The organism is Streptomyces sp. CA-142005, assembly GCF_050942335.1.
Lineage (GTDB): Bacteria > Actinomycetota > Actinomycetes > Streptomycetales > Streptomycetaceae > Streptomyces.
Map to the genome: position 1 here is coordinate 7541681 of NZ_CP192078.1, position 17492 is coordinate 7559172.

The 17492-nt window shown below is 72.1% G+C and carries 12 protein-coding genes and 1 pseudogene; 6 read left to right on the top strand and 7 right to left on the bottom strand.

Features of this window, described 5'->3' with window-relative positions; all coding sequences use genetic code 11:
* Positions 1 to 75: 75 nt before the first annotated feature.
* Positions 76 to 1239, bottom strand: coding sequence for a magnesium and cobalt transport protein CorA (locus tag ACQPXS_RS35070; RefSeq protein ID WP_390681020.1), 1164 nt, complete (start codon positions 1237 to 1239; stop codon positions 76 to 78).
* Positions 1240 to 1375: 136 nt separating this feature from the next.
* On the opposite strand from ACQPXS_RS35070, the gene ACQPXS_RS35075 reads away from it, so the two are divergent.
* Positions 1376 to 2491, top strand: a complete 1116-nt coding sequence (locus tag ACQPXS_RS35075) for a winged helix DNA-binding domain-containing protein (protein WP_433453443.1) — start codon at positions 1376 to 1378, stop codon at positions 2489 to 2491.
* A gap of 132 nt (positions 2492 to 2623) precedes the next feature.
* Complete coding sequence (locus ACQPXS_RS35080; protein WP_433456081.1) at positions 2624 to 2809, top strand: tautomerase family protein; 186 nt, start codon at positions 2624 to 2626, stop codon at positions 2807 to 2809.
* Between the two features lie 134 nt (positions 2810 to 2943).
* Here ACQPXS_RS35080 and ACQPXS_RS35085 read toward each other — a convergent pair whose 3' ends face one another.
* The 3 genes from ACQPXS_RS35085 to ACQPXS_RS35095 all read right to left on the bottom strand — a co-directional run bounded on the left by ACQPXS_RS35085 (position 2944) and on the right by ACQPXS_RS35095 (position 7785).
* Positions 2944 to 3735 carry a S1 family peptidase gene (locus ACQPXS_RS35085; protein WP_433453445.1) on the bottom strand — a complete coding sequence of 264 codons (792 nt, stop codon included), beginning with the start codon at positions 3733 to 3735 and terminating at the stop codon, positions 2944 to 2946.
* A 238-nt stretch (positions 3736 to 3973) separates the two neighbouring features.
* A complete protein-coding gene (locus tag ACQPXS_RS35090) occupies positions 3974 to 6802 on the bottom strand; it encodes an ATP-binding protein (RefSeq protein WP_433453446.1) in 2829 nt (942 codons plus the stop codon).
* A gap of 152 nt (positions 6803 to 6954) precedes the next feature.
* Complete coding sequence (locus ACQPXS_RS35095) at positions 6955 to 7785, bottom strand: response regulator transcription factor (protein ID WP_433453447.1); 831 nt, start codon at positions 7783 to 7785, stop codon at positions 6955 to 6957.
* 188 nt (positions 7786 to 7973) lie between these two features.
* Between ACQPXS_RS35095 and ACQPXS_RS35100 the strand changes: the two genes are divergently transcribed.
* The gene (locus ACQPXS_RS35100; RefSeq protein WP_433453449.1) at positions 7974 to 9647 is read left to right on the top strand and encodes an AMP-binding protein; all 1674 of its coding nucleotides are present in this window, start codon (positions 7974 to 7976) and stop codon (positions 9645 to 9647) included.
* Complete coding sequence (locus tag ACQPXS_RS35105; RefSeq protein WP_433453451.1) at positions 9644 to 11236, top strand: AMP-binding protein; 1593 nt, start codon at positions 9644 to 9646, stop codon at positions 11234 to 11236. The genes ACQPXS_RS35100 and ACQPXS_RS35105 overlap by 4 nt, the downstream gene beginning before the upstream one ends.
* Positions 11237 to 11535: 299 nt before the next feature.
* On the opposite strand, the gene ACQPXS_RS35110 is transcribed toward ACQPXS_RS35105, so the two are convergent.
* Complete coding sequence (locus tag ACQPXS_RS35110; RefSeq protein ID WP_433453452.1) at positions 11536 to 12360, bottom strand: hypothetical protein; 825 nt, start codon at positions 12358 to 12360, stop codon at positions 11536 to 11538.
* A 211-nt stretch (positions 12361 to 12571) separates the two neighbouring features.
* Between ACQPXS_RS35110 and gcl the strand changes: the two genes are divergently transcribed.
* Positions 12572 to 14359 (top strand): glyoxylate carboligase, encoded by a 1788-nt coding sequence (gcl, locus tag ACQPXS_RS35115; RefSeq protein ID WP_433453454.1) that lies wholly within the window; start codon positions 12572 to 12574, stop codon positions 14357 to 14359.
* 220 nt (positions 14360 to 14579) lie between these two features.
* On the opposite strand, the gene ACQPXS_RS35120 is transcribed toward gcl, so the two are convergent.
* A complete protein-coding gene (locus ACQPXS_RS35120) occupies positions 14580 to 14813 on the bottom strand; it encodes a hypothetical protein (RefSeq protein ID WP_153543919.1) in 234 nt (77 codons plus the stop codon).
* 93 nt (positions 14814 to 14906) lie between these two features.
* Here ACQPXS_RS35120 and ACQPXS_RS35125 point away from each other — a divergent pair.
* A pseudogene (locus tag ACQPXS_RS35125) lies at positions 14907 to 15152 on the top strand (heme-binding protein); the annotation flags it as partial.
* Positions 15153 to 15890: 738 nt separating this feature from the next.
* On the opposite strand, the gene ACQPXS_RS35130 reads toward ACQPXS_RS35125, so the two are convergent.
* The gene (locus ACQPXS_RS35130) at positions 15891 to 17354 is read right to left on the bottom strand and encodes a catalase (RefSeq protein ID WP_433453456.1); all 1464 of its coding nucleotides are present in this window, start codon (positions 17352 to 17354) and stop codon (positions 15891 to 15893) included.
* Positions 17355 to 17492 lie beyond the last annotated feature (138 nt).

Below are 17492 nucleotides of genomic sequence, written 5' to 3' on the forward strand. Positions count from 1 at the left end.
GCCGCCGGGATGCTCGCCGCTGCCGGGTGCGGGTCGTCGTGGCCGGTCGCGCCCACACGGCGGAGCCGGAGATCGCTACAGCCAGTCGCGCTTCTTGAAGACCACGTACAGCGTCAGACACACCACGCCCATCAGCCCGATCGCGAACGGGTAGCCCAACAGCCAGTGCAGCTCCGGCATGTGGTCGAAGTTCATGCCGTAGATCGTGCCGACGAGGGTGGGGGCGAAGAGGATGGCCGCCCACGACGAGATCTTCTTGACCTCCTCGTTCTGCTCGAAGCCCGCCTCCGCCAGCGCGCGCATCTCCGCGTTCTGCTGCTGGGAGACCAGGGTCGCGTTGACCGTGAGGATCTCGGAGAGGGCCTGGCGGAAGCCGTCGACGCGTTCGCTGATGTGGGTGACGTGGTCGGCGACGTCCCGCAGATAGCGCTGGAGCTCCTCGTCGGTCTCGTACTTGGCGAAACCGGCCATCAGCCCGTGCAGCATGCCGACCAGCGGCCGGGTGGCGCGCTGGAACTCCACCATTTCGCGGGAGAGTTCGTAGATGCGGCGGGAGACCTCGGGGTCGCCGCGGAACACCTCGGTCTCGATCTCGTCGATGTCGTTCTGGACACCGGAGACCACCGGGGCGTAGCCGTCGACGACGGCGTCGAGGATCGCGTACAGCACCGCTTCCGGGCCGAGCTTGAGCAGGTCCGGGGTGTCCTCCATGCGGCGGCGGACCGCCGACAGGTCCGGGGCCGCGCCGTGCCGGACCGTGATGACGAAGTCCGGTCCCACGAACACGTGCAGCTCACCGAAGTCGACCTCCTCCGGCGCGTCCAGATAACGGGCGGCGCGCAGCACGACGAACAGCGTCTCGCCGTACCGCTCCAGCTTGGGCCGCTGGTGCGCCTCCATCGCGTCCTCGACCGCGAGCGGGTGCAGGCCGAACTCGGCGGCCAGCGAGTGCAGATCGGCCCCGGTGGGCCGGGCCAGGCCGATCCAGGCCATGCCCGAGGGCCGTTCGCGCAGCTCGCGGTAGGTCTCGGCGAGCGTGGCGGGGGTGGAGACGCGGACCCCGTCGTGGTACAGCGCCGCCTGGACGATGCTCACCGGCTCGGCGCCGTCCGCCGCGGCGGAGGCGGACGCGGGTGCCTCGGCGGCGGGGGACTGGGGCTGGGTGAGCGCGCGGCGCCAACCGGACCTGCGCCCGTTCCCGCCGTTCCCGCCGTTCCTGCCGTTCTCTCGATCGGACATCGGCCGCCTCCTAGGAACCCAGGGGGACAGGAGGAGCAGGATATCGGCGGGCCGCCGCGAGCGGCGCGTGCCGCGGTGCAGGGTCCGGTGAGAGTTACGGACAGAAGGTGTCCGCGATCCCGGTTAGCGTGCGGTCATGACGAAGAGCAGTGCGACGAAGGCCCCCCTCCTGGACGTCCGTGCCCTCAACCGCGCCACGCTGGAACGCCAGCTGCTGCTGCGCCGCTCGGCGCTGTCCCCGCAGGCCGCCGTGGGGCATCTGCTCGGTCTCCAGGCGCAGAACGTCAAACCGCCGTACTACGCCCTCGCCGCCCGCCTCGACGGCTTCGCACCGGAGCGGCTGTCCGCGCTCATGGCCGACCGCGAGGTCGCCCGGATCGTCACCCTGCGCTCCACCCTGCACACCCACACCGCCGAGGACTGCCTCACCCTGCGGCCCCTCGTCCAGCCGGCCCGGGACCGCGAGCTGGGCCAGTTCCGCGGCGGCCTGGCCGGCGTCGACCTGGGCCTCCTGGCCGGCCTCGCCCGCGAGCTGGTCGAGGCCGAGCCGCGGACCATGGCCCAGCTGCGGCAGGCGCTGAGCGCCCGCTGGCCGGACGCCGACCCGCGGGCCCTCGCCGTCGCCGCCCGCTGCACGCTGCCGCTGGTCCAGGTCACCCCGCGCGGACTGTGGGGCCGCAGCGGCCAGGTCACGCTCACCACCGTCGAACACTGGCTCGGCCGCTCGGCCGGGCCGGCCCCCGAGCCGGACGCCGTGGTCCTGCGCTATCTCGCCGCCTTCGGCCCGGCGTCCGTCAAGGACATGCAGACCTGGGCCGGGCTCACCCGTCTGAAGGACGCCTTCGAGCGCCTGCGCCCCCGGCTGCTGACCTTCCGGGACCCGAACGGAGTCGAGCTGTTCGACCTGCCCGACGCCCCGCGCCCCGACCCGGACACCCCGGCCCCGCCCCGCTTCCTGCCCGAGTTCGACAACCTCCTGCTCTCCCACGCCGACCGCGGCCGCGTCGTGCCCGCCGAGCACCGGGGCCGGCACTGGCAGGGCAACCAGGCCTACCGCACCCTCCTGGTCGACGGCTTCCTGGCGGGCGTGTGGAAGCTGGACCCGGACGCCCTGGTCGTCGAGCCGTTCGCCGAGCTGACCAGGGCCCAGCGGGACGAGGTCACCGCGGAGGGAGAGCGGATGCTCGCGGTCCTGCACCCGCAGAGCCCGTACGACATCCGCTTCGGGACGGTCGTACCGAGGGACGCCTGACGCCCCCTCCACGGTCACCTTCCATGGAGTGCCCCTCTCCGGTCAGCCCGTGGAACGCCCCTCTACAGTCGGCCCTGGAGAACCTGCTCCTGGCCTGCGGCGATCACGAAAGCTGATCGCTGCGGTCGCGGACTGCTTCTTGGTCCGGGGCGCGCTCCGCGATGGACTGGACCCACCGAACAGGAACACCGACCGAGGGGGGTCACCGACGCGTTCGTCGACGCCTACCGGATCCCGGCGGAGACCGTCCAGGTGTGGATCCCCGAGGTCCCGGCGGACAGCTGGGGCGCGGCCGGGAAGCTCACGGCCGACAAGTAGCCCCGCGTTCCAGGGGGGTGAACGTGGAGAGGGGGGCGCTGCGGGCCGCTCGTGGTGGCTCGCAACGCCCCCCTGGCATCTACCTGAGGGGTGCTCAGGTGTCCCTCTTCCGGGCTACGAGTGGACCTGCGCGGTCATGAACCGACCTGCGCGGTCACGAGGTCCGAGAAGGTGGTCAGCCGGGTGTACACACCCGGTGAACCGGCCTCCGCGCACCCCTCGCCCCAGGAAGTGATCCCTGCCAGGACGCCCCCGATGAGCAGGGGACCGCCGCTGTCGCCCTGGCAGGTGTCTACGCCGCCGGAGGAGTATCCGGCGCACACCATGTCGGACTGGACGAAGTCCGAACCGTAGGAGGTACGGCAGCTGGAGTCGGACAGGACCGGGACGGTCGCGGTCCGCAGCTGGTGGGAGGGGCTGCCGTACTCCGAGGTGGTCCCCCAGCCGAGGATGCGGGCCGTGGTGCCGGCCGCGTACACGCCCGTCTGGGAGGAGGAGACGTACGACACCGGTTTGTACGGCATCGGCGTCGACAGGGTCAGCACGGCCACGTCATGGCCGCTGGTGGCCTCCGTGTACTCCGGGTCGACCCAGATCTTGCTGACCCTGCCGACCGTGCCGTCGGTGCCGTTGAGATAGGTCCGGCCGCCGACCACACGGACGTTGCCCGCCGACCCGCCGGCCATGCAGTGGGCGGCCGTCACCACCTTCGTGGCGGACACCAGGGTGCCACCGCAGAACTGGCGGCCGGACGCGTCGGTGATCTGCATGATGAACGGGTACGCCGCCGTCGTCGTGGTCGTACCGCCGACGATGGGCTGGGGTGCGGCGCTCGCCGTGGGGGAGGCGAGCAGCGCGGTCGCCGCGACGGCGGCACCGGCCGCCAGGGTCGCGGCGGCCTGTCTTGCACGTCTGGGCCCGAACATGAGTCTCCTGTAGGGGTCGCACCGGTGGGGGATCGCACGGGCGTGGGGGTTGTGCACGGGGTGGGAGCGCCCCCGCTCGAACGAAGCCGAGAGTGGGGGAGGGACCGACCCCGTGTGCCCGGGCGAGCGGCACGCCCATTACGCTAGGACCCGGCGCCCTTGGCCCCCAATGAGGGAACCCCCTAAGGGGCCGGGTGAGGGAAAACCCTCGGTCCGCCTCAGTTAACCGGCCGTGTTCTCACTTCGCGCGGCGAGCCGCCGCCAATCGGACGATGTCGACCCGCGACCGGATCCCCAGCTTGCGGTAGACCCGGGTCAGGGTCGCCTCCACCGTCTTGACGCTGATGAACAGCCGCGCGGCGATCTCCCGGTTGGTGGCCCCCTCCATGACCAGCGCGGCGACCTGACGCTCCATCGCGGCCAGGATGTCGAGGGCGTCCAGGGCGTCCGGGACGGCGCGCGCGGGTTCCGGCTCGGGGGCGGTGAGGGATTCGTCCACCTGGCGCAGCCAGGGCAGTGCCCGGCAGCGGCGGAACATCCGGGTGGCCTCGTCGTACACCGACGAAGCCGTGCCGGCCCGGGCCTTGCCGCGCAGCCGGGCGAGCGCGAGCGTGGCCCTGGCCTCCTCCAGACCGTAGCCGAGCTTGCCGAGCCGGTGCTGAGCGGATGTCAGCTGGGCGACCGCGGCCTCCAGGTCTCCCTGGGCGGCGCGCACCAGGGCCTCGGAGCGGTCCAGCACCGCGAGGACGCTCTCCCGGCCGAGCCGCAGGGCGTGTTCACGGCTCACGTCGATGACGTCCTGCGCCTCGGCCGGTTCACCGATCCGGACCAGCGCCTCGGCGAGGTCGCCCTGCCAGCGGCCGCGCGCCGGGTCGGTGATGCCGAGCCCCAGTTCCAGGGTCCGCACCCGGCGCAGCGAGCGGACCGTGCCCGCCGGGTCCCCGGCCACCAGCTGGGCGTATCCGAGCGCGCCCAGGGCCCGGGAGAGGTACATCTGGTCGCCGTCCTCCTCGGCGTGCTCCACCGCCTCCCGGGCGAGGGCGAGGGCCCGGTCCACGTCCCCGCCGGAGGCCTCGGCGAGCGAGGTGAGCATCGCCGAGGCGGTCTCGCCGATCCCGGAGTCCCGGGCCAGGCGCAGGCTCTCGCGGGCCAGTTCCAGGGCGCGTCCGCAGTGCCCGGCGCGCAGCTCGGTCTCGGCGATGCCGCGCAGGAAGTGCACCTCGCTCTCCACCGAGCCGCGCCGGCGCACCTCGCGCAGCAGCGCGGTGACCGTCGCCCGGGCCTCGGTCAGCTGGTCGCTCATCACCAGCCAGCGGAACCGGGCGCTGGCCGCCCCGTTGTGGTGCCAGGCCACCCTGGGGTCCTGCGGCTCCTTCAGGGCGCGTTCGATGGTCCGGGGCGCCTGCGGGTGGCCCATCAGGGTCTCGGTCTGGGCCTGGAAGGCGAGGGAGAGCAGTTCGGTGCGCCGGTCCTTGCCGCGCGCCGCCAGCTCGGCGGCGTGCGCGGCGGCCTCGCGGGCCTCCGTGAAGTCGCCCTCCACGATCAGCGCCCGCCAGGCCAGCTGGTAGTGCACCAGCGCCAGCAGCCGGGGGTCGTCGCCGGCGTCGGCGAGGGCCTGCGGGAAGACGGCGTCGACCTCGGCCATGGTGTGGCCGGCGGTGTCGATGACGATGATCCAGGCCCGCACCCGTTCGGCGGGCACGCTCGCCCGCGACAGCACCTCGCGGGCGATGTCCCGGGCCAGGTCGATCTCGCCCGCGGTGATCGCGTCCTCGGCGGCCTGCAGCCGGCGCTCCTCCGGGCCGGGCGTCCCGTCGGCGGGGGTATGCCGGGCGGCGAGCAGGCCCAGGTGGGCGGCGACCGAGGGCGCGCCGCGGTCCCGGGCGAGGGCGGCGGCCTCGGCGAGCCGGGCGGCGACGTCCGGGTCGGTGCCGGTGGTGGCCAGGGCCAGGTGCCGGGCCCGTTCGATCGGGTCGGAGGCGGCCGTGGACAGGGCCGCGTGCGCGGCGCGCCGCTCGTGCGCGGGCGCCTCCGCGTACAGCGCGGCCGATATCAGCGGGTGCGCGAACCGTACGGCGGGGGCGTCGGGCTCGGTGGCCAGCAGCCCGAGTTCGGCGGCCTGGGCGCACTCGGCCTCGGCGTTCTCCCGGCCGGCCGCGTGCAGCAGCGCCGGGCTGGGGCGGGCGCCGGCGCTGGCCACCAGCAGGGTGCGGCGGGCCTCTACCGACAGCATGTCCAGGCGGCTGAGCACCAGGGCGCGCAGGCTGGTCGGCACCGGCAGCGGCTCGCCCGGGCGGGGCGGGGTGGGGCTGTCGGCGAGGGCGCGGCCGAGTTCGAGGGCGAACAGCGGATTGCCGGCGGACGTGCGGTGGATCTCGCGGACGGTGGAGCGGGGCAGCTGGCCGTGGCCGCGGTGGTCGAGCAGCTGGGCGACCTGGGTGCGGGAGAGCGGGCCGAGCCGGACCGCGAGGGTGCCCGGCGGGCAGGAGCGCAGATGCCGGTCGTACTCCTGGCTCTCCTGGCCCTCGGTGCGTACCGCGCACAGCAGCTGCACCGGGGTGCCCCCGAGGCGGCGGGCGGCGAAGCCGAGCAGTTCGGCGCTGGCCGGGTCCAGCCACTGCAGGTCGTCGGCGACGACGAGGACACCGCCGTGCGCGGCCAGTGCGCGCAGCGCGGAGAGCACCGCGAGGCGCAGGGCGAGTCCGTCGCGCTGGAGGCTGGACTCGCCGCGGCCGGTGAGCGCCGACTCCAGCGCGGTGCGCTGGGCGAGGGGCAGCCGGGGCGAGACGTCGTCGAGGACCAGGCCGAAGAGGTCGGCGAGGGCCAGGAAGGGAAGATGGGATTCCGACTCGGTGGCGGAGCAGCGCAGGACGGTGCGGGCGGTGGCGCCGTATTCCTCGGCCAATGCCCGCAGGACGGTGGATTTCCCTATTCCGGCGGGACCGTGGAGCAGCACACTGCCGCCCGAGGCGAGTTGGTCGCGGGCGCCGGCGAACAGGTCCTCCCGGCCGATGACCAGGTCGGGGCGGCACCTGGCAGGCTCCTGGAAGTCCCGTCGCACGGTCACCGCTCCCCTCGTGTGTCGTGTCCGGGGCAAATTCTAGGCAACGATCGCTGAAATTCGGCCGGATGCTGTGGTGAGGGAAATAACAAATGATCAAGCATAGGGAAATTCAAGGCGCCTACGCTTGAATGGAAAGGTTTCCCAACGGTCCGCCGTCACGGCAGCAGCCCCGCCCTGCGGGCCGCGGTCACCGCCTCCCCTCGGGTGTGCGCGCCCAGCTTCCGCATCGCCGAGCGCAGATAGCCCTTCACCGTCTCCGCACGCAGTCCCAGCCGTTCGGCCACGGCCGCGTTGGTCGCTCCCGCCGCCACCCAGGACAGCACGTCCAGTTCGCGCGGCGCCAGGGTCACGCCGCCGGACCGTGGCGGCGCGGTCAGCAGTCCGCAGGCCGCGAGCAGTTCGGCCCGCAGACCCGGATCGGCGATCCGCGGGGCCAGCGCCCGGAGCGCCGCATGCGCCTCGCGCACCTGCTCCCAGGCGGCACCCTGGTCGCCGCCGGCCGGCTCCGGCCGGGCCGCCGCCAGCAGCCCCCGCGCCTCGTCCCGCACCACCAGCGCCTGCTCCACGTCCCGGGCGACGGCCATGGCCGCACCCAGCGTGCGGTCGCCGAGGGGCTGGGCCGAGCGCAGCGCGCCGTAGAGCACGCCGCGCACCCGGCGCCGTACCACCACCGGCACCGCGACGACCGAGCGGATGCCCTCCGCGGCCACCGGCACGTCGTACTCGTGGCTGATCTGCCGGGAACTGGAGTAGTCCGTCACCGCGCACGGCCGGGCCAGCGCCACCGCCTTGCCGCCGAGCCCGTTGCCGGAGGTCACCGCGAGCGAGCGCAGGGCGGCCGTGGTCGTGCCGCTCAGCTCGCTGATCCGGATCTGCGGCCGGCCGGACTCGACCAGGCCGCCGAAGGCGACCGGCAGCCCCGTGAGGTGCCGCAGCCGGGCGAGCGCGCCGCCGATCTCCACCGTCCCCGCCGCGTCTGCCGTCACCTGTCCGCCCCTTCTGCCGACCCCACCCCCGTTCGGGGGTAGTGAGACCCGCATCACGGATTAGACGATGCCAGAGAGCCGCCCGGCAATGGTCCGGAACAGCGGGAGTGAGCCGTGGGGCCGAGCACGCCGCGGGCACCGGCTGCGAGCGCCCCGAGGTGAACGCCCCACAGCGCGAGGAGTGTGTGATGACGACGGCGACCGAGGTGTTCCGCGACGCCCGGGACTTCCTGCTGGAGCACCGCGAGGACTATGCCACCGCCTACCAGGGCTTCGCCTGGCCGCGGCCCGCGCAGTTCAACTGGGGGCTGGACTGGTTCGACGCGATCGCCGCCGGCAACGACCGGACCGCGCTGCACATCGTCGAGGAGGACGGCGGCGAGACGCGGCTGTCCTTCGCCGAGATGTCCGAGCGCTCGAACCGGGTCGCGAACCATCTGCGGGCGCGGGGTGTCGCCGCCGAGGACCGGATCCTGGTCATGCTCGGCAACCAGGCCGAGCTGTGGGAGACCGCGCTGGCCGCGATGAAGCTGCGCGCGGTGGTCATCCCGGCCACCCCGCTGCTCGGGCCGGCCGATCTGCGCGACCGGGTGGACCGGGGCCGGGTGCGGCATGTGATCGCGCGGGCCGAGGACACCGCGAAGTTCGCCGACGTGCCCGGCGGTTACACGCGGATCTCGGTCGGCGGACCGCCGCCGGAGGGCTGGGAGCCGTACGAGGACGCCTACTTGGCCCCCGCCGGCTTCGTGCCCGACGGCCCCACGCTGGCCGACGACCCGCTGATGCTCTACTTCACCTCCGGTACGACCGCCCGCCCCAAGCTGGTCGAGCACACCCACACCTCGTACCCGATCGGGCATCTGGCCACCATGTACTGGATCGGCCTGAAACCCGGTGACGTGCACCTGAACATCTCCTCGCCGGGCTGGGCCAAGCACGCCTGGTCCAATCTGTTCGCGCCGTGGAACGCCGAGGCGACCGTCTTCCTCTTCAACTACACCCGCTTCGACGCCGCCCGGCTGATGGCCGAGATGGACCGGGCGGGCGTCACCACCTTCTGCGCCCCGCCGACCGTGTGGCGCATGCTGATCCAGGCCGACCTGGGCCTCCTCGCCACCCCGCCCCGGGAGGTGGTGGCCGCCGGCGAGCCGCTCAACCCCGAGGTCATCGAACAGGTCCGGCGGGCCTGGCACGTCACCATCCGGGACGGCTTCGGGCAGACCGAGACCGCCGTGCAGGTCTCCAACAGCCCCGGCCAGCGGCTGAAGACCGGCTCCATGGGCCGCCCGAGCCCCGGCTACCGCGTCGAGCTCCTCGACCCGGTCTCCGGCGCGCCCGGCGCCACCGAGGGCGAGATCGCGCTGGACCTCTCCGAGCGCCCGGTCGGGCTGATGACCGGCTACCACGGCGACCCGGACCGCACGGCGGAGGCCATGGCGGGCGGCTACTACCGCACCGGGGACATCGCCTCCCGCGACGAGGACGGCTATCTGACCTACGTCGGCCGCGCGGACGACGTCTTCAAGGCCTCCGACTACAAGATCAGCCCGTTCGAGCTGGAGAGCGCGCTGCTGGAGCACGAGGCGGTGGCCGAGGCCGCCGTCGTGCCCGCGCCGGACGAGCTGCGGCTCGCGGTGCCGAAGGCGTACGTCGTGCTCGCCGAGGGCTTCGAGCCCGGACCGGACACCGCGAAGGTCATCTTCGAGCACTCCCGCCGGGTGCTCGCCCCCTACAAGCGCATCCGCCGGCTGGAGTTCGGCGCGCTGCCCAAGACCGTCTCCGGCAAGATCCGCCGGATCGAGCTGCGCGAGGCGACCGCCCAGGGCTCGGAGCACGAGTACCGCGAGGAGGACTTCCGGTGACCGCATCGCTGTCGTACACCCACGGAACCGGTGCCACCGCCCTGCTCGGGGACACCATCGGCGCCAACCTGGACCGCGCCGTGGCCGCCTGGCCGGACCGCGAGGCCCTGGTCGACGTGCCCTCCGGCCGGCGCTGGACCTATGCCGAATTCGCCGCCGACATCGAGGAGTTGGCGCAGGCGCTGGTCGCGAGCGGAGTCGTCAAGGGCGACCGGGTGGGCATCTGGGCGGTCAACTGCCCGGAGTGGGTCCTGGTCCAGTACGCCACCGCCCGCATCGGCGCGATCATGGTGAACATCAACCCGGCCTACCGCACCCACGAGGTCGAGTACGTCCTCAACCAGGCCGGGATCTCCCTGCTGTTCGCCTCGCTGAGCCACAAGAGCAGCGACTACCGCGCGATGGTCGAGCAGGTGCGCGGCAGGTGTCCGGCGCTGCGCGAGGTCGTCTACATAGGCGACCCCGGCTGGGAGGCACTGCTGGCGCGGGGGACCGGTGACGCGCCGTACGAGGAACTGTCCTGCGACGACCCGATCAACATCCAGTACACCTCGGGGACCACCGGCTTCCCCAAGGGCGCCACCCTGTCCCACCACAACATCCTCAACAACGGTTACTTCGTGGGGGAGTTGATCGCCTACACCGAGCAGGACAGGATCTGCATCCCGGTGCCCTTCTACCACTGCTTCGGCATGGTGATGGGCAACCTGGCGGCCACCTCGCACGGCGCCTGCATGGTCATCCCGGCCCCGTCCTTCGACCCGAAGGCCACCCTGGAGGCGGTGCAGCAGGAGCGCTGTACGTCCCTGTACGGCGTGCCGACCATGTTCATCGCCGAGCTCAACCTGCCCGACTTCGCCACGTACGACCTCTCGACCCTGCGCACCGGCATCATGGCGGGCTCGCCGTGCCCGGTGGAGGTGATGAAGCGGGTCGTCGCCGAGATGCACATGGCGGAGGTCTCCATCTGCTACGGCATGACCGAGACCTCCCCGGTGTCCCTGCAGACCCGCCGGGACGACGACCTGGAGCACCGCACGGGCACCGTCGGCCGGGTGCTGCCGCATCTGGAGGTCAAGGTCGTCGACCCGGCCACCGGCGTCACCCAGCCGCGCGGAGTGGCGGGGGAGTTGTGCACCCGCGGCTACAGCGTGATGCTCGGCTACTGGAACGAGCCCGAGAAGACCGCCGAGGCCGTGGACGCCGGCCGCTGGATGCACACCGGGGACCTGGCGGTGATGCGCGAGGACGGGTACGTCGAGATCGTCGGCCGGATCAAGGACATGATCATCCGGGGCGGCGAGAACATCTACCCGCGCGAGATCGAGGAGTTCCTCTACGGCCACCCGAAGATCCGGGACGTCCAGGTCGTCGGGGTGCCGCACGAGACGTACGGCGAGGAGGTCCTGGCCTGTGTGATCCCGCACGACGCGGCCGCCCCGCTCACCCTGGAGGAACTGCGCGCCTTCTGCCAGGGCCGGCTCGCCCACTACAAGATCCCCAGCAGGCTGCAGATCCTCGACTCCTTCCCGATGACGGTGTCCGGAAAGGTGCGCAAGGTCGAACTGCGCGAGACGTACGGGGCGTGAGCCCGTCGCGGTACGGCCGGCTCCGCGGTACGGCATCGGGCCCGGCCCGGCCTGGCTGACGCCGGGGCTGGTGCGGCCGTGGGGCGAGACCTGACCGAGACGGCTTCCCGTCCTGGGCGGCCGGCGCATCCCCGTCCTCTCGGCCGTCGTGCCCGCCGGGCTCGGCGCACTGGCCTGCTCGGTCCACGGGGTGCTCTTCGTGTGGACGACCCCGCATGTGCGGAGGGACATCACCCGTGGGGGCCATGGCCGCTGGACGCCTGGTGTCCGCTGCTGCCCGGAGCCGTCACCGTCCGCTGCTACAGGCGCCGCGTCCACGGCCGGCCGCCCGGTGCGCCCGTCTCCTTCAGGGCGTCGGCCGCGTCGTTCACCGGCTGCGGGACGCCCGCGAGGTCCAGGACGAAGAGGGGGACGCCCAGAGTGTTCGCGCGGGCCCGGGCGTCGTCGGTGTAACCCGCGAGGCAGAAGTACACACAGTCCGCGGACTCCGTCATCGCCGTGAGCCACAGGCACTCCACGTCCCGTGGCTCCGCCGGGCGCACGGTCGGGTCCACCTGGGCGAGGAGGCCGTGCGTGGCGAGCCCGATGCCGTTCGGGGGCCGCTGGTCGGCGCGGCGGATGTCCCGGTAGCCGAGCCAGCGCAGATAGAGCGCGGCGACGGTGACGGCGTCGCGGGCGGTGCGGATGGCGCGCGGCCGGAAGGCGGGGCGGTGGGCCGGGGTCTCCGGTTCGGCCACCGCGGACCGCACACCGCTGTCCGAGGGGGACGCGCCGACCACGGCTGACGGCATGCCGGTGTCCGCCGGAGGTGCCGCCGCCACCGGGATGCGCAGGACCGTGCCGCAGGAACAGCCCAGCTCCGGGTGCGGCCACTGGTTGCCGCGCCCGCAGCAGGCGCACCGTACGGAGATCCACTCGTCGTCCCAGGCCCGGTGGTCCGCCACGGCCGGTTCGGTGGCGGCATCCAGCCGCGGGGCGGTGGGCGCGCCGCACGCGCACGGATACGACGGCGCGGTGTAGACGTGCTCGCGCCGGCAGGCCGGGCAGCGCACCGGCACGCTCTCGGGCATGGCCCACTCCCAGGCGTCGCGTCGGGACAGTCGCGTGGGGACAGCGGCTCCCATGGTCCTCCTCTTCCGCCCCGCTTGTCCGGCGCTTGCCCGGTCTCCGCCTCTCTTGACGACAGTTGGCGCGCACTTCTACATTGATTCCAGATAGTAGAAGTTAAGTTCCGCGATATGGAAAAATCTCGCGGAAGTTCGACAATCTGGAGACTGTGCTCACCGCGGGGCGCGACGGGAGTACGCATCCGAGAAGCCGAAGCAGGAGTACTCGATGGCTCGTATGACCGCTGCCCGCGCGGCAGTTGAGATCCTCAAGCGCGAGGGCGTCACCGACGCCTTCGGTGTGCCGGGCGCGGCGATCAACCCCTTCTACAAAGCCCTCGAGGAGGGCGGCGGCATCCACCACACCCTCGCCCGCCATGTGGAAGGCGCCTCGCACATGGCCGAGGGGTACACCCGCACCAAGCCGGGCAACATCGGCGTCTGCATCGGCACCTCCGGCCCGGCCGGCACCGACATGATCACCGGCCTGTACTCGGCCATCGGCGACTCCGTCCCGATCCTGTGCATCACGGGCCAGGCGCCCACCCACGTGATCCACAAGGAGGACTTCCAGGCCGTCGACATCGCCTCGATCGCCAAGCCGGTGACGAAGATGGCGGTCACCGTCCTGGAGGCCGCCCAGGTCCCCGGCGTCTTCCAGCAGGCCTTCCACCTGATGCGCTCCGGCCGTCCCGGCCCGGTCCTGATCGACCTGCCGGTCGACGTCCAGCTCACCGAGATCGAGTTCGACCCGGAGACGTACGAGCCGCTGCCGGTCTACAAGCCGGCCGCGACCCGCGCCCAGATCGAGAAGGCGATCTCCTTCCTGCTCGCCTCCGAGCGCCCGGTCATCGTCGCCGGCGGCGGCGTCATCGGCGCCGACGCCACCGACCTGCTGGTGGAGTTCGCCGAGCTGACCCAGACCCCGGTCGTCCCCACCCTGATGGGCTGGGGCACCCTGCCCGACGACCACGAGCTGAACGCCGGCATGGTCGGCGTGCAGACCTCGCACCGGTACGGCAACGCCAACTTCCTGGAGTCGGACTTCGTCCTCGGCATCGGCAACCGCTGGGCCAACCGCCACACCGGCTACAAGCTCGACGTGTACCGCCAGGGCCGCACGTTCGTCCACGTCGACATCGAGCCCACCCAGATCGGCAAGATCTTCCCGCCGGACTACGGTGTCGTCTCCGACGCCAAGGCCGCGCTGGAGCTGTTCGTCGAGGTGGCGAAGGAGCTGAAGGCGGCGGGCAGGCTCCCCGACCGCTCCGCGTGGGTGGCCTCCACCCAGGAGCGCAAGGCGACCCTGCTGCGCCGTACGCACTTCGACGACGTGCCGATGAAGCCGCAGCGCGTGTACGAGGAGATGAACAAGGCCTTCGGCCCGGACACCCGCTACGTCACCACCATCGGCCTCTCCCAGATCGCCGGCGCGCAGATGCTGCACGTCTACAAGCCGCGCCACTGGATCAACTGCGGCCAGGCCGGTCCGCTCGGCTGGACCATCCCGGCCGCGATCGGCGTCGCCAAGGCCGACCCGGACAGCCCGGTCGTCGCGCTGTCCGGCGACTACGACTTCCAGTTCCTGATCGAGGAGCTGGCGGTCGCCGCCCAGCACCGGATCCCGTACGTCCACGTGCTGGTGAACAACGCCTACCTGGGCCTGATCCGGCAGGCGCAGATCGGCCTGGACATCAACTTCCAGGTCAACCTGGAGTTCGAGAACATCAACACGCCGGAGATCGGCGTCTACGGCGTCGACCACGTGAAGGTCGCCGAGGGTCTGGGCTGCAAGGCGATCCGGGTCACCGAGCCGGACCAGCTGGGCGCGGCGTTCGAGCAGGCGAAGAAGCTGGCCGCCGAGTACCGGGTGCCGGTGGTCGTCGAGGCGATCCTGGAGCGGATCACCAACATCTCGATGAGCCGCACCATGGACATCAGCGACGTCTCCGAGTTCGAGGAGCTGGCCACCGAGCCGGGCCACGCGCCGACGTCGATCAAGCCGCTGAAGGTCTGATCCCCTGCCACGCACACCAAGGGCGGCCCGTCCTCAGGACGGGCCGCCCTTGCGCGTCCCCCGTGACTCCCCCGTCTCGGGGCCCGCCGCCCCCGTGCCGGCGGGCCCCTGTGCCCGTAATCTGCCCGGCCGCGGGGGCAGTTGAAGCCTGAGCCGCGGTATTCAGAGCTCGATTTGAGGATGGCGTAGCCCGCCTACGACCGCTGCCGTACACCAGCCGCTACAGCTCGTGCTCCGACAGCCCGGGCCAGTCGTCGGGTCCGCCGCCCTGCCATTCGATGAGATCGCTCTCCTCCACCTCGATCCGGTCCAGATCGGCCAGCCGCAGGATCTCCACGACATCGTCCAGATGCGAGGCGATCCCCAGGGTCACCTCCCCCTCGGTGACCCGCCGGGAGCCGTCGAGCGCCGGGGAGTGGACCACGATGTGCGGGTAGTGCGTCGGATTGCCCATGGGTTCAGCGTGCTGCGCCGGCCGGCTTCTCGCACGTCGGTCGGGGATCATGTCTGACACCCACGCCTACCCGGTCCGACGTCGGCCGAGGCGGACTGGCTCGTGCAGGACGCGCCGGCGGTCGGCGCGGAGCGAGGTTTCCCGCCGCTGGCGGTGGCCGTGGTCGATCTGACCGGTGAGGTGGTGGTCCTGTGCCGGGCCGACGGCGGGATGCCGATGACCAGCCGCATCGCCGTGGCGAAGGCGCGCACTGCGCTGCTCGTCGACAGCATCCGCACGTCTACGGCGGCGACTTCGTGCCGTGGGCCGGCGGTGTGCTGGATACCGACGGCGATGTGATCCTCGGTGCCGCGGGTGCGTCCGGGGCCCACGCGTCGCGGACGAGGAGGCCGTACGGTCGGTGGTGCGGCGGTGGCAGGAGGGTCGTTCCGGCTGACGGTCGGGTGTGCGGGGGAGGTGCCCCGTAACGCCGAGCGCTCCCTCTGTGCGGGCGGTGAGCCGGCGTGGGGAGCGTTCTCGGTGATGGCCGTCCGACGGCGCGAGGCTGGGCGCGACAGGTCGTTCGCGCCGCCGGACGGAGTGGGGGAGCCCCCGCGAGGGGGCTGGGTGGGGCCATGCCGTCGAGGCGAGGAGGCCCTATGGCCGGCGGTGCGGCGGTGGCAGGAGGGTCGTTCCGGCTGACGGTCGGGTGTGCGGGGGAGGTGCCCCGTAACGCCGAGCGCTCCCTCTGTGCGGGCGGTGAGCCGGCGTGGGGAGCGTTCTCGGTGATGGCCGTCCGACGGCGCGAGGCTGGGCGCGACAGGTCGTTCGCGCCGCCGGACGGAGTGGGGGAGCCCCCGCGAGGGGGCTGGGTGGGACCGTGGTGGGTGCGACGGAGCCGGGGCCCTTCCCTCTGGTCGAGAAGGGGACTCGGTCCTTGACCACCGCACTGGCTCGCATCCGCCACGGTCCTCGCCCTGCCCGCGCGCGCCGCCGGACAACCACCCCTCATCCGGGCCGTCCGGCGTGCCGCGCGGGCCGCGTGCGGAGATCATGACCTCCCGTCAGATCCCGTACGCTGCTTGCGGGTCACTGGTCTCAGTCCTCGCGCAGGGCGCGGACCGCCTCCTCCACGCGCTTGCCGTACTCCGGGTCGGCCGCGTGGAAGTGGGCCAGGTTCTTCTCGATCACGTCGTCGCGGGAGACCTGCGACAGGCCGCCGGCGATGTTCGCGATCAGGCGGGACTTCTCCTCCTCGGACATCAGCCGGTATAGCTCGCCCGCCTGGAAGAAGTCGTCGTCCTTGGTGTGGAGGGGGGCGACGTGGCTGCCCGTGTGGCCCGACACCGCCAGGGGCGCCGACAGCGGACGGCCGGTCTCCACCGGGCCGTCGTAGGAGTTCGGCTCGTAGTTCTTGGCGCCGCGGCCCTGGCCGTTGACCGCCATGAAGCCGTCGCGGCCGTAGTTCCGGGCGCCGCCCGCGACCGCCTTGGGGGCGTTCACGGCCAGCAGGGTGTGGTTGACGCCCAGGCGGTAGCGGTGCGCGTCCGCGTAGGCGAACAGGCGGCCCTGGAGCATCTTGTCGGGGGAGGGGCCGATGCCCGGCACGAAGTTGTTCGGGGAGAACGCGGCCTGCTCGACCTCGGCGAAGACGTTGTCCGGGTTGCGGTCCAGCACCAGGCGGCCCACCCGCCGCAGCGGGTAGTCCTTGTGCGGCCACACCTTGGTCAGGTCGAACGGGTTGAAGCGGTAGTCCGCCGCCTCGGCCGCCGGCATGATCTGGACGTACAGGGTCCAGGACGGGTGCACCCCGCGCTCGATGGCCTGCAGCAGGTCCGTCTGGTGGGAGTTCGGGTCCTTGCCCGCGAGCTCCGCGGCCTGCTCGCTGCTCAGGGAGCGGATGCCCTGGTTGGTCTTGAAGTGGTACTTGACGAAGAAGGCTTCGCCCGAAGCGTTCGTCCACTGGTAGGTGTGCGAGCCGTAGCCGTTCATGTGCCGGTACGACGCCGGGATGCCGCGGTCGCCCATCAGCCAGGTCACCTGGTGCGTGGCCTCGGGTGCGTGCGCCCAGAAGTCCCAGACGTTGTCCGGCTCCTGGCGGCCCGTGAAGGGGTCGCGCTTCTGCGAGTGGATGAAGTCGGGGAACTTGATGGGGTCCTTGATGAAGAACACCGGCGTGTTGTTGCCGACGAGGTCGTAGTTGCCCTCCTCGGTGTAGAACTTCACCGCGAAGCCGCGCGGGTCACGGACGGCGTCCGCGCCGCCGAGGGAGTCGGCCACCGTCGAGAAGCGCACGAACACCGCGGTGCGCCTGCCGATCGCGCTCAGGAAGTCGGCGTGGGTGAAGCCGGTGATGTCGTCCGTCACCTCGAAGTGGCCGTACGCGCCGGAGCCACGGGCGTGCACCACGCGCTCCGGGATGCGCTCGCGGTTGAAGCGCGCGAGCTTCTCCAGGAGGTGCTGGTCCTGGATCAGGAGCGGGCCGCCGACGCCGGCGGAGGCTGAGTTCTGGTTGTCGGCGACCGGTGCGCCGGACTCTGTCGTGAGCACGCGCTTCGACATCGTGGACCTTCCGTGCGGGTGTCAGCGGAAAACTGTTTCCGCTTTGTGGAGCCTAAAAGTTGGTGATCCGACCGTCAACAGTTTGTTGAAGTCGATTCCGGGCCGCGGCGCCGCCTGGGCGCGACAGGACAGGTGTCA

What these genes read in the sequence shown, in the direction of transcription:
- ACQPXS_RS35070 (WP_390681020.1), bottom strand. Translation starts at nt 1,239, where the DNA reads ATGTCCGATCGAGAGAACGGCAGGAACGGCGGGAACGGCGGGAACGGG.
- ACQPXS_RS35075 (WP_433453443.1), top strand. Translation starts at nt 1,376, where the DNA reads ATGACGAAGAGCAGTGCGACGAAGGCCCCCCTCCTGGACGTCCGTGCC.
- ACQPXS_RS35085 (WP_433453445.1), bottom strand. Translation starts at nt 3,735, where the DNA reads ATGTTCGGGCCCAGACGTGCAAGACAGGCCGCCGCGACCCTGGCGGCC.
- ACQPXS_RS35100 (WP_433453449.1), top strand. Translation starts at nt 7,974, where the DNA reads ATGACGACGGCGACCGAGGTGTTCCGCGACGCCCGGGACTTCCTGCTG.
- ACQPXS_RS35110 (WP_433453452.1), bottom strand. Translation starts at nt 12,360, where the DNA reads ATGGGAGCCGCTGTCCCCACGCGACTGTCCCGACGCGACGCCTGGGAG.
- gcl (WP_433453454.1), top strand. Translation starts at nt 12,572, where the DNA reads ATGGCTCGTATGACCGCTGCCCGCGCGGCAGTTGAGATCCTCAAGCGC.
- ACQPXS_RS35120 (WP_153543919.1), bottom strand. Translation starts at nt 14,813, where the DNA reads ATGGGCAATCCGACGCACTACCCGCACATCGTGGTCCACTCCCCGGCG.
- ACQPXS_RS35130 (WP_433453456.1), bottom strand. Translation starts at nt 17,354, where the DNA reads ATGTCGAAGCGCGTGCTCACGACAGAGTCCGGCGCACCGGTCGCCGAC.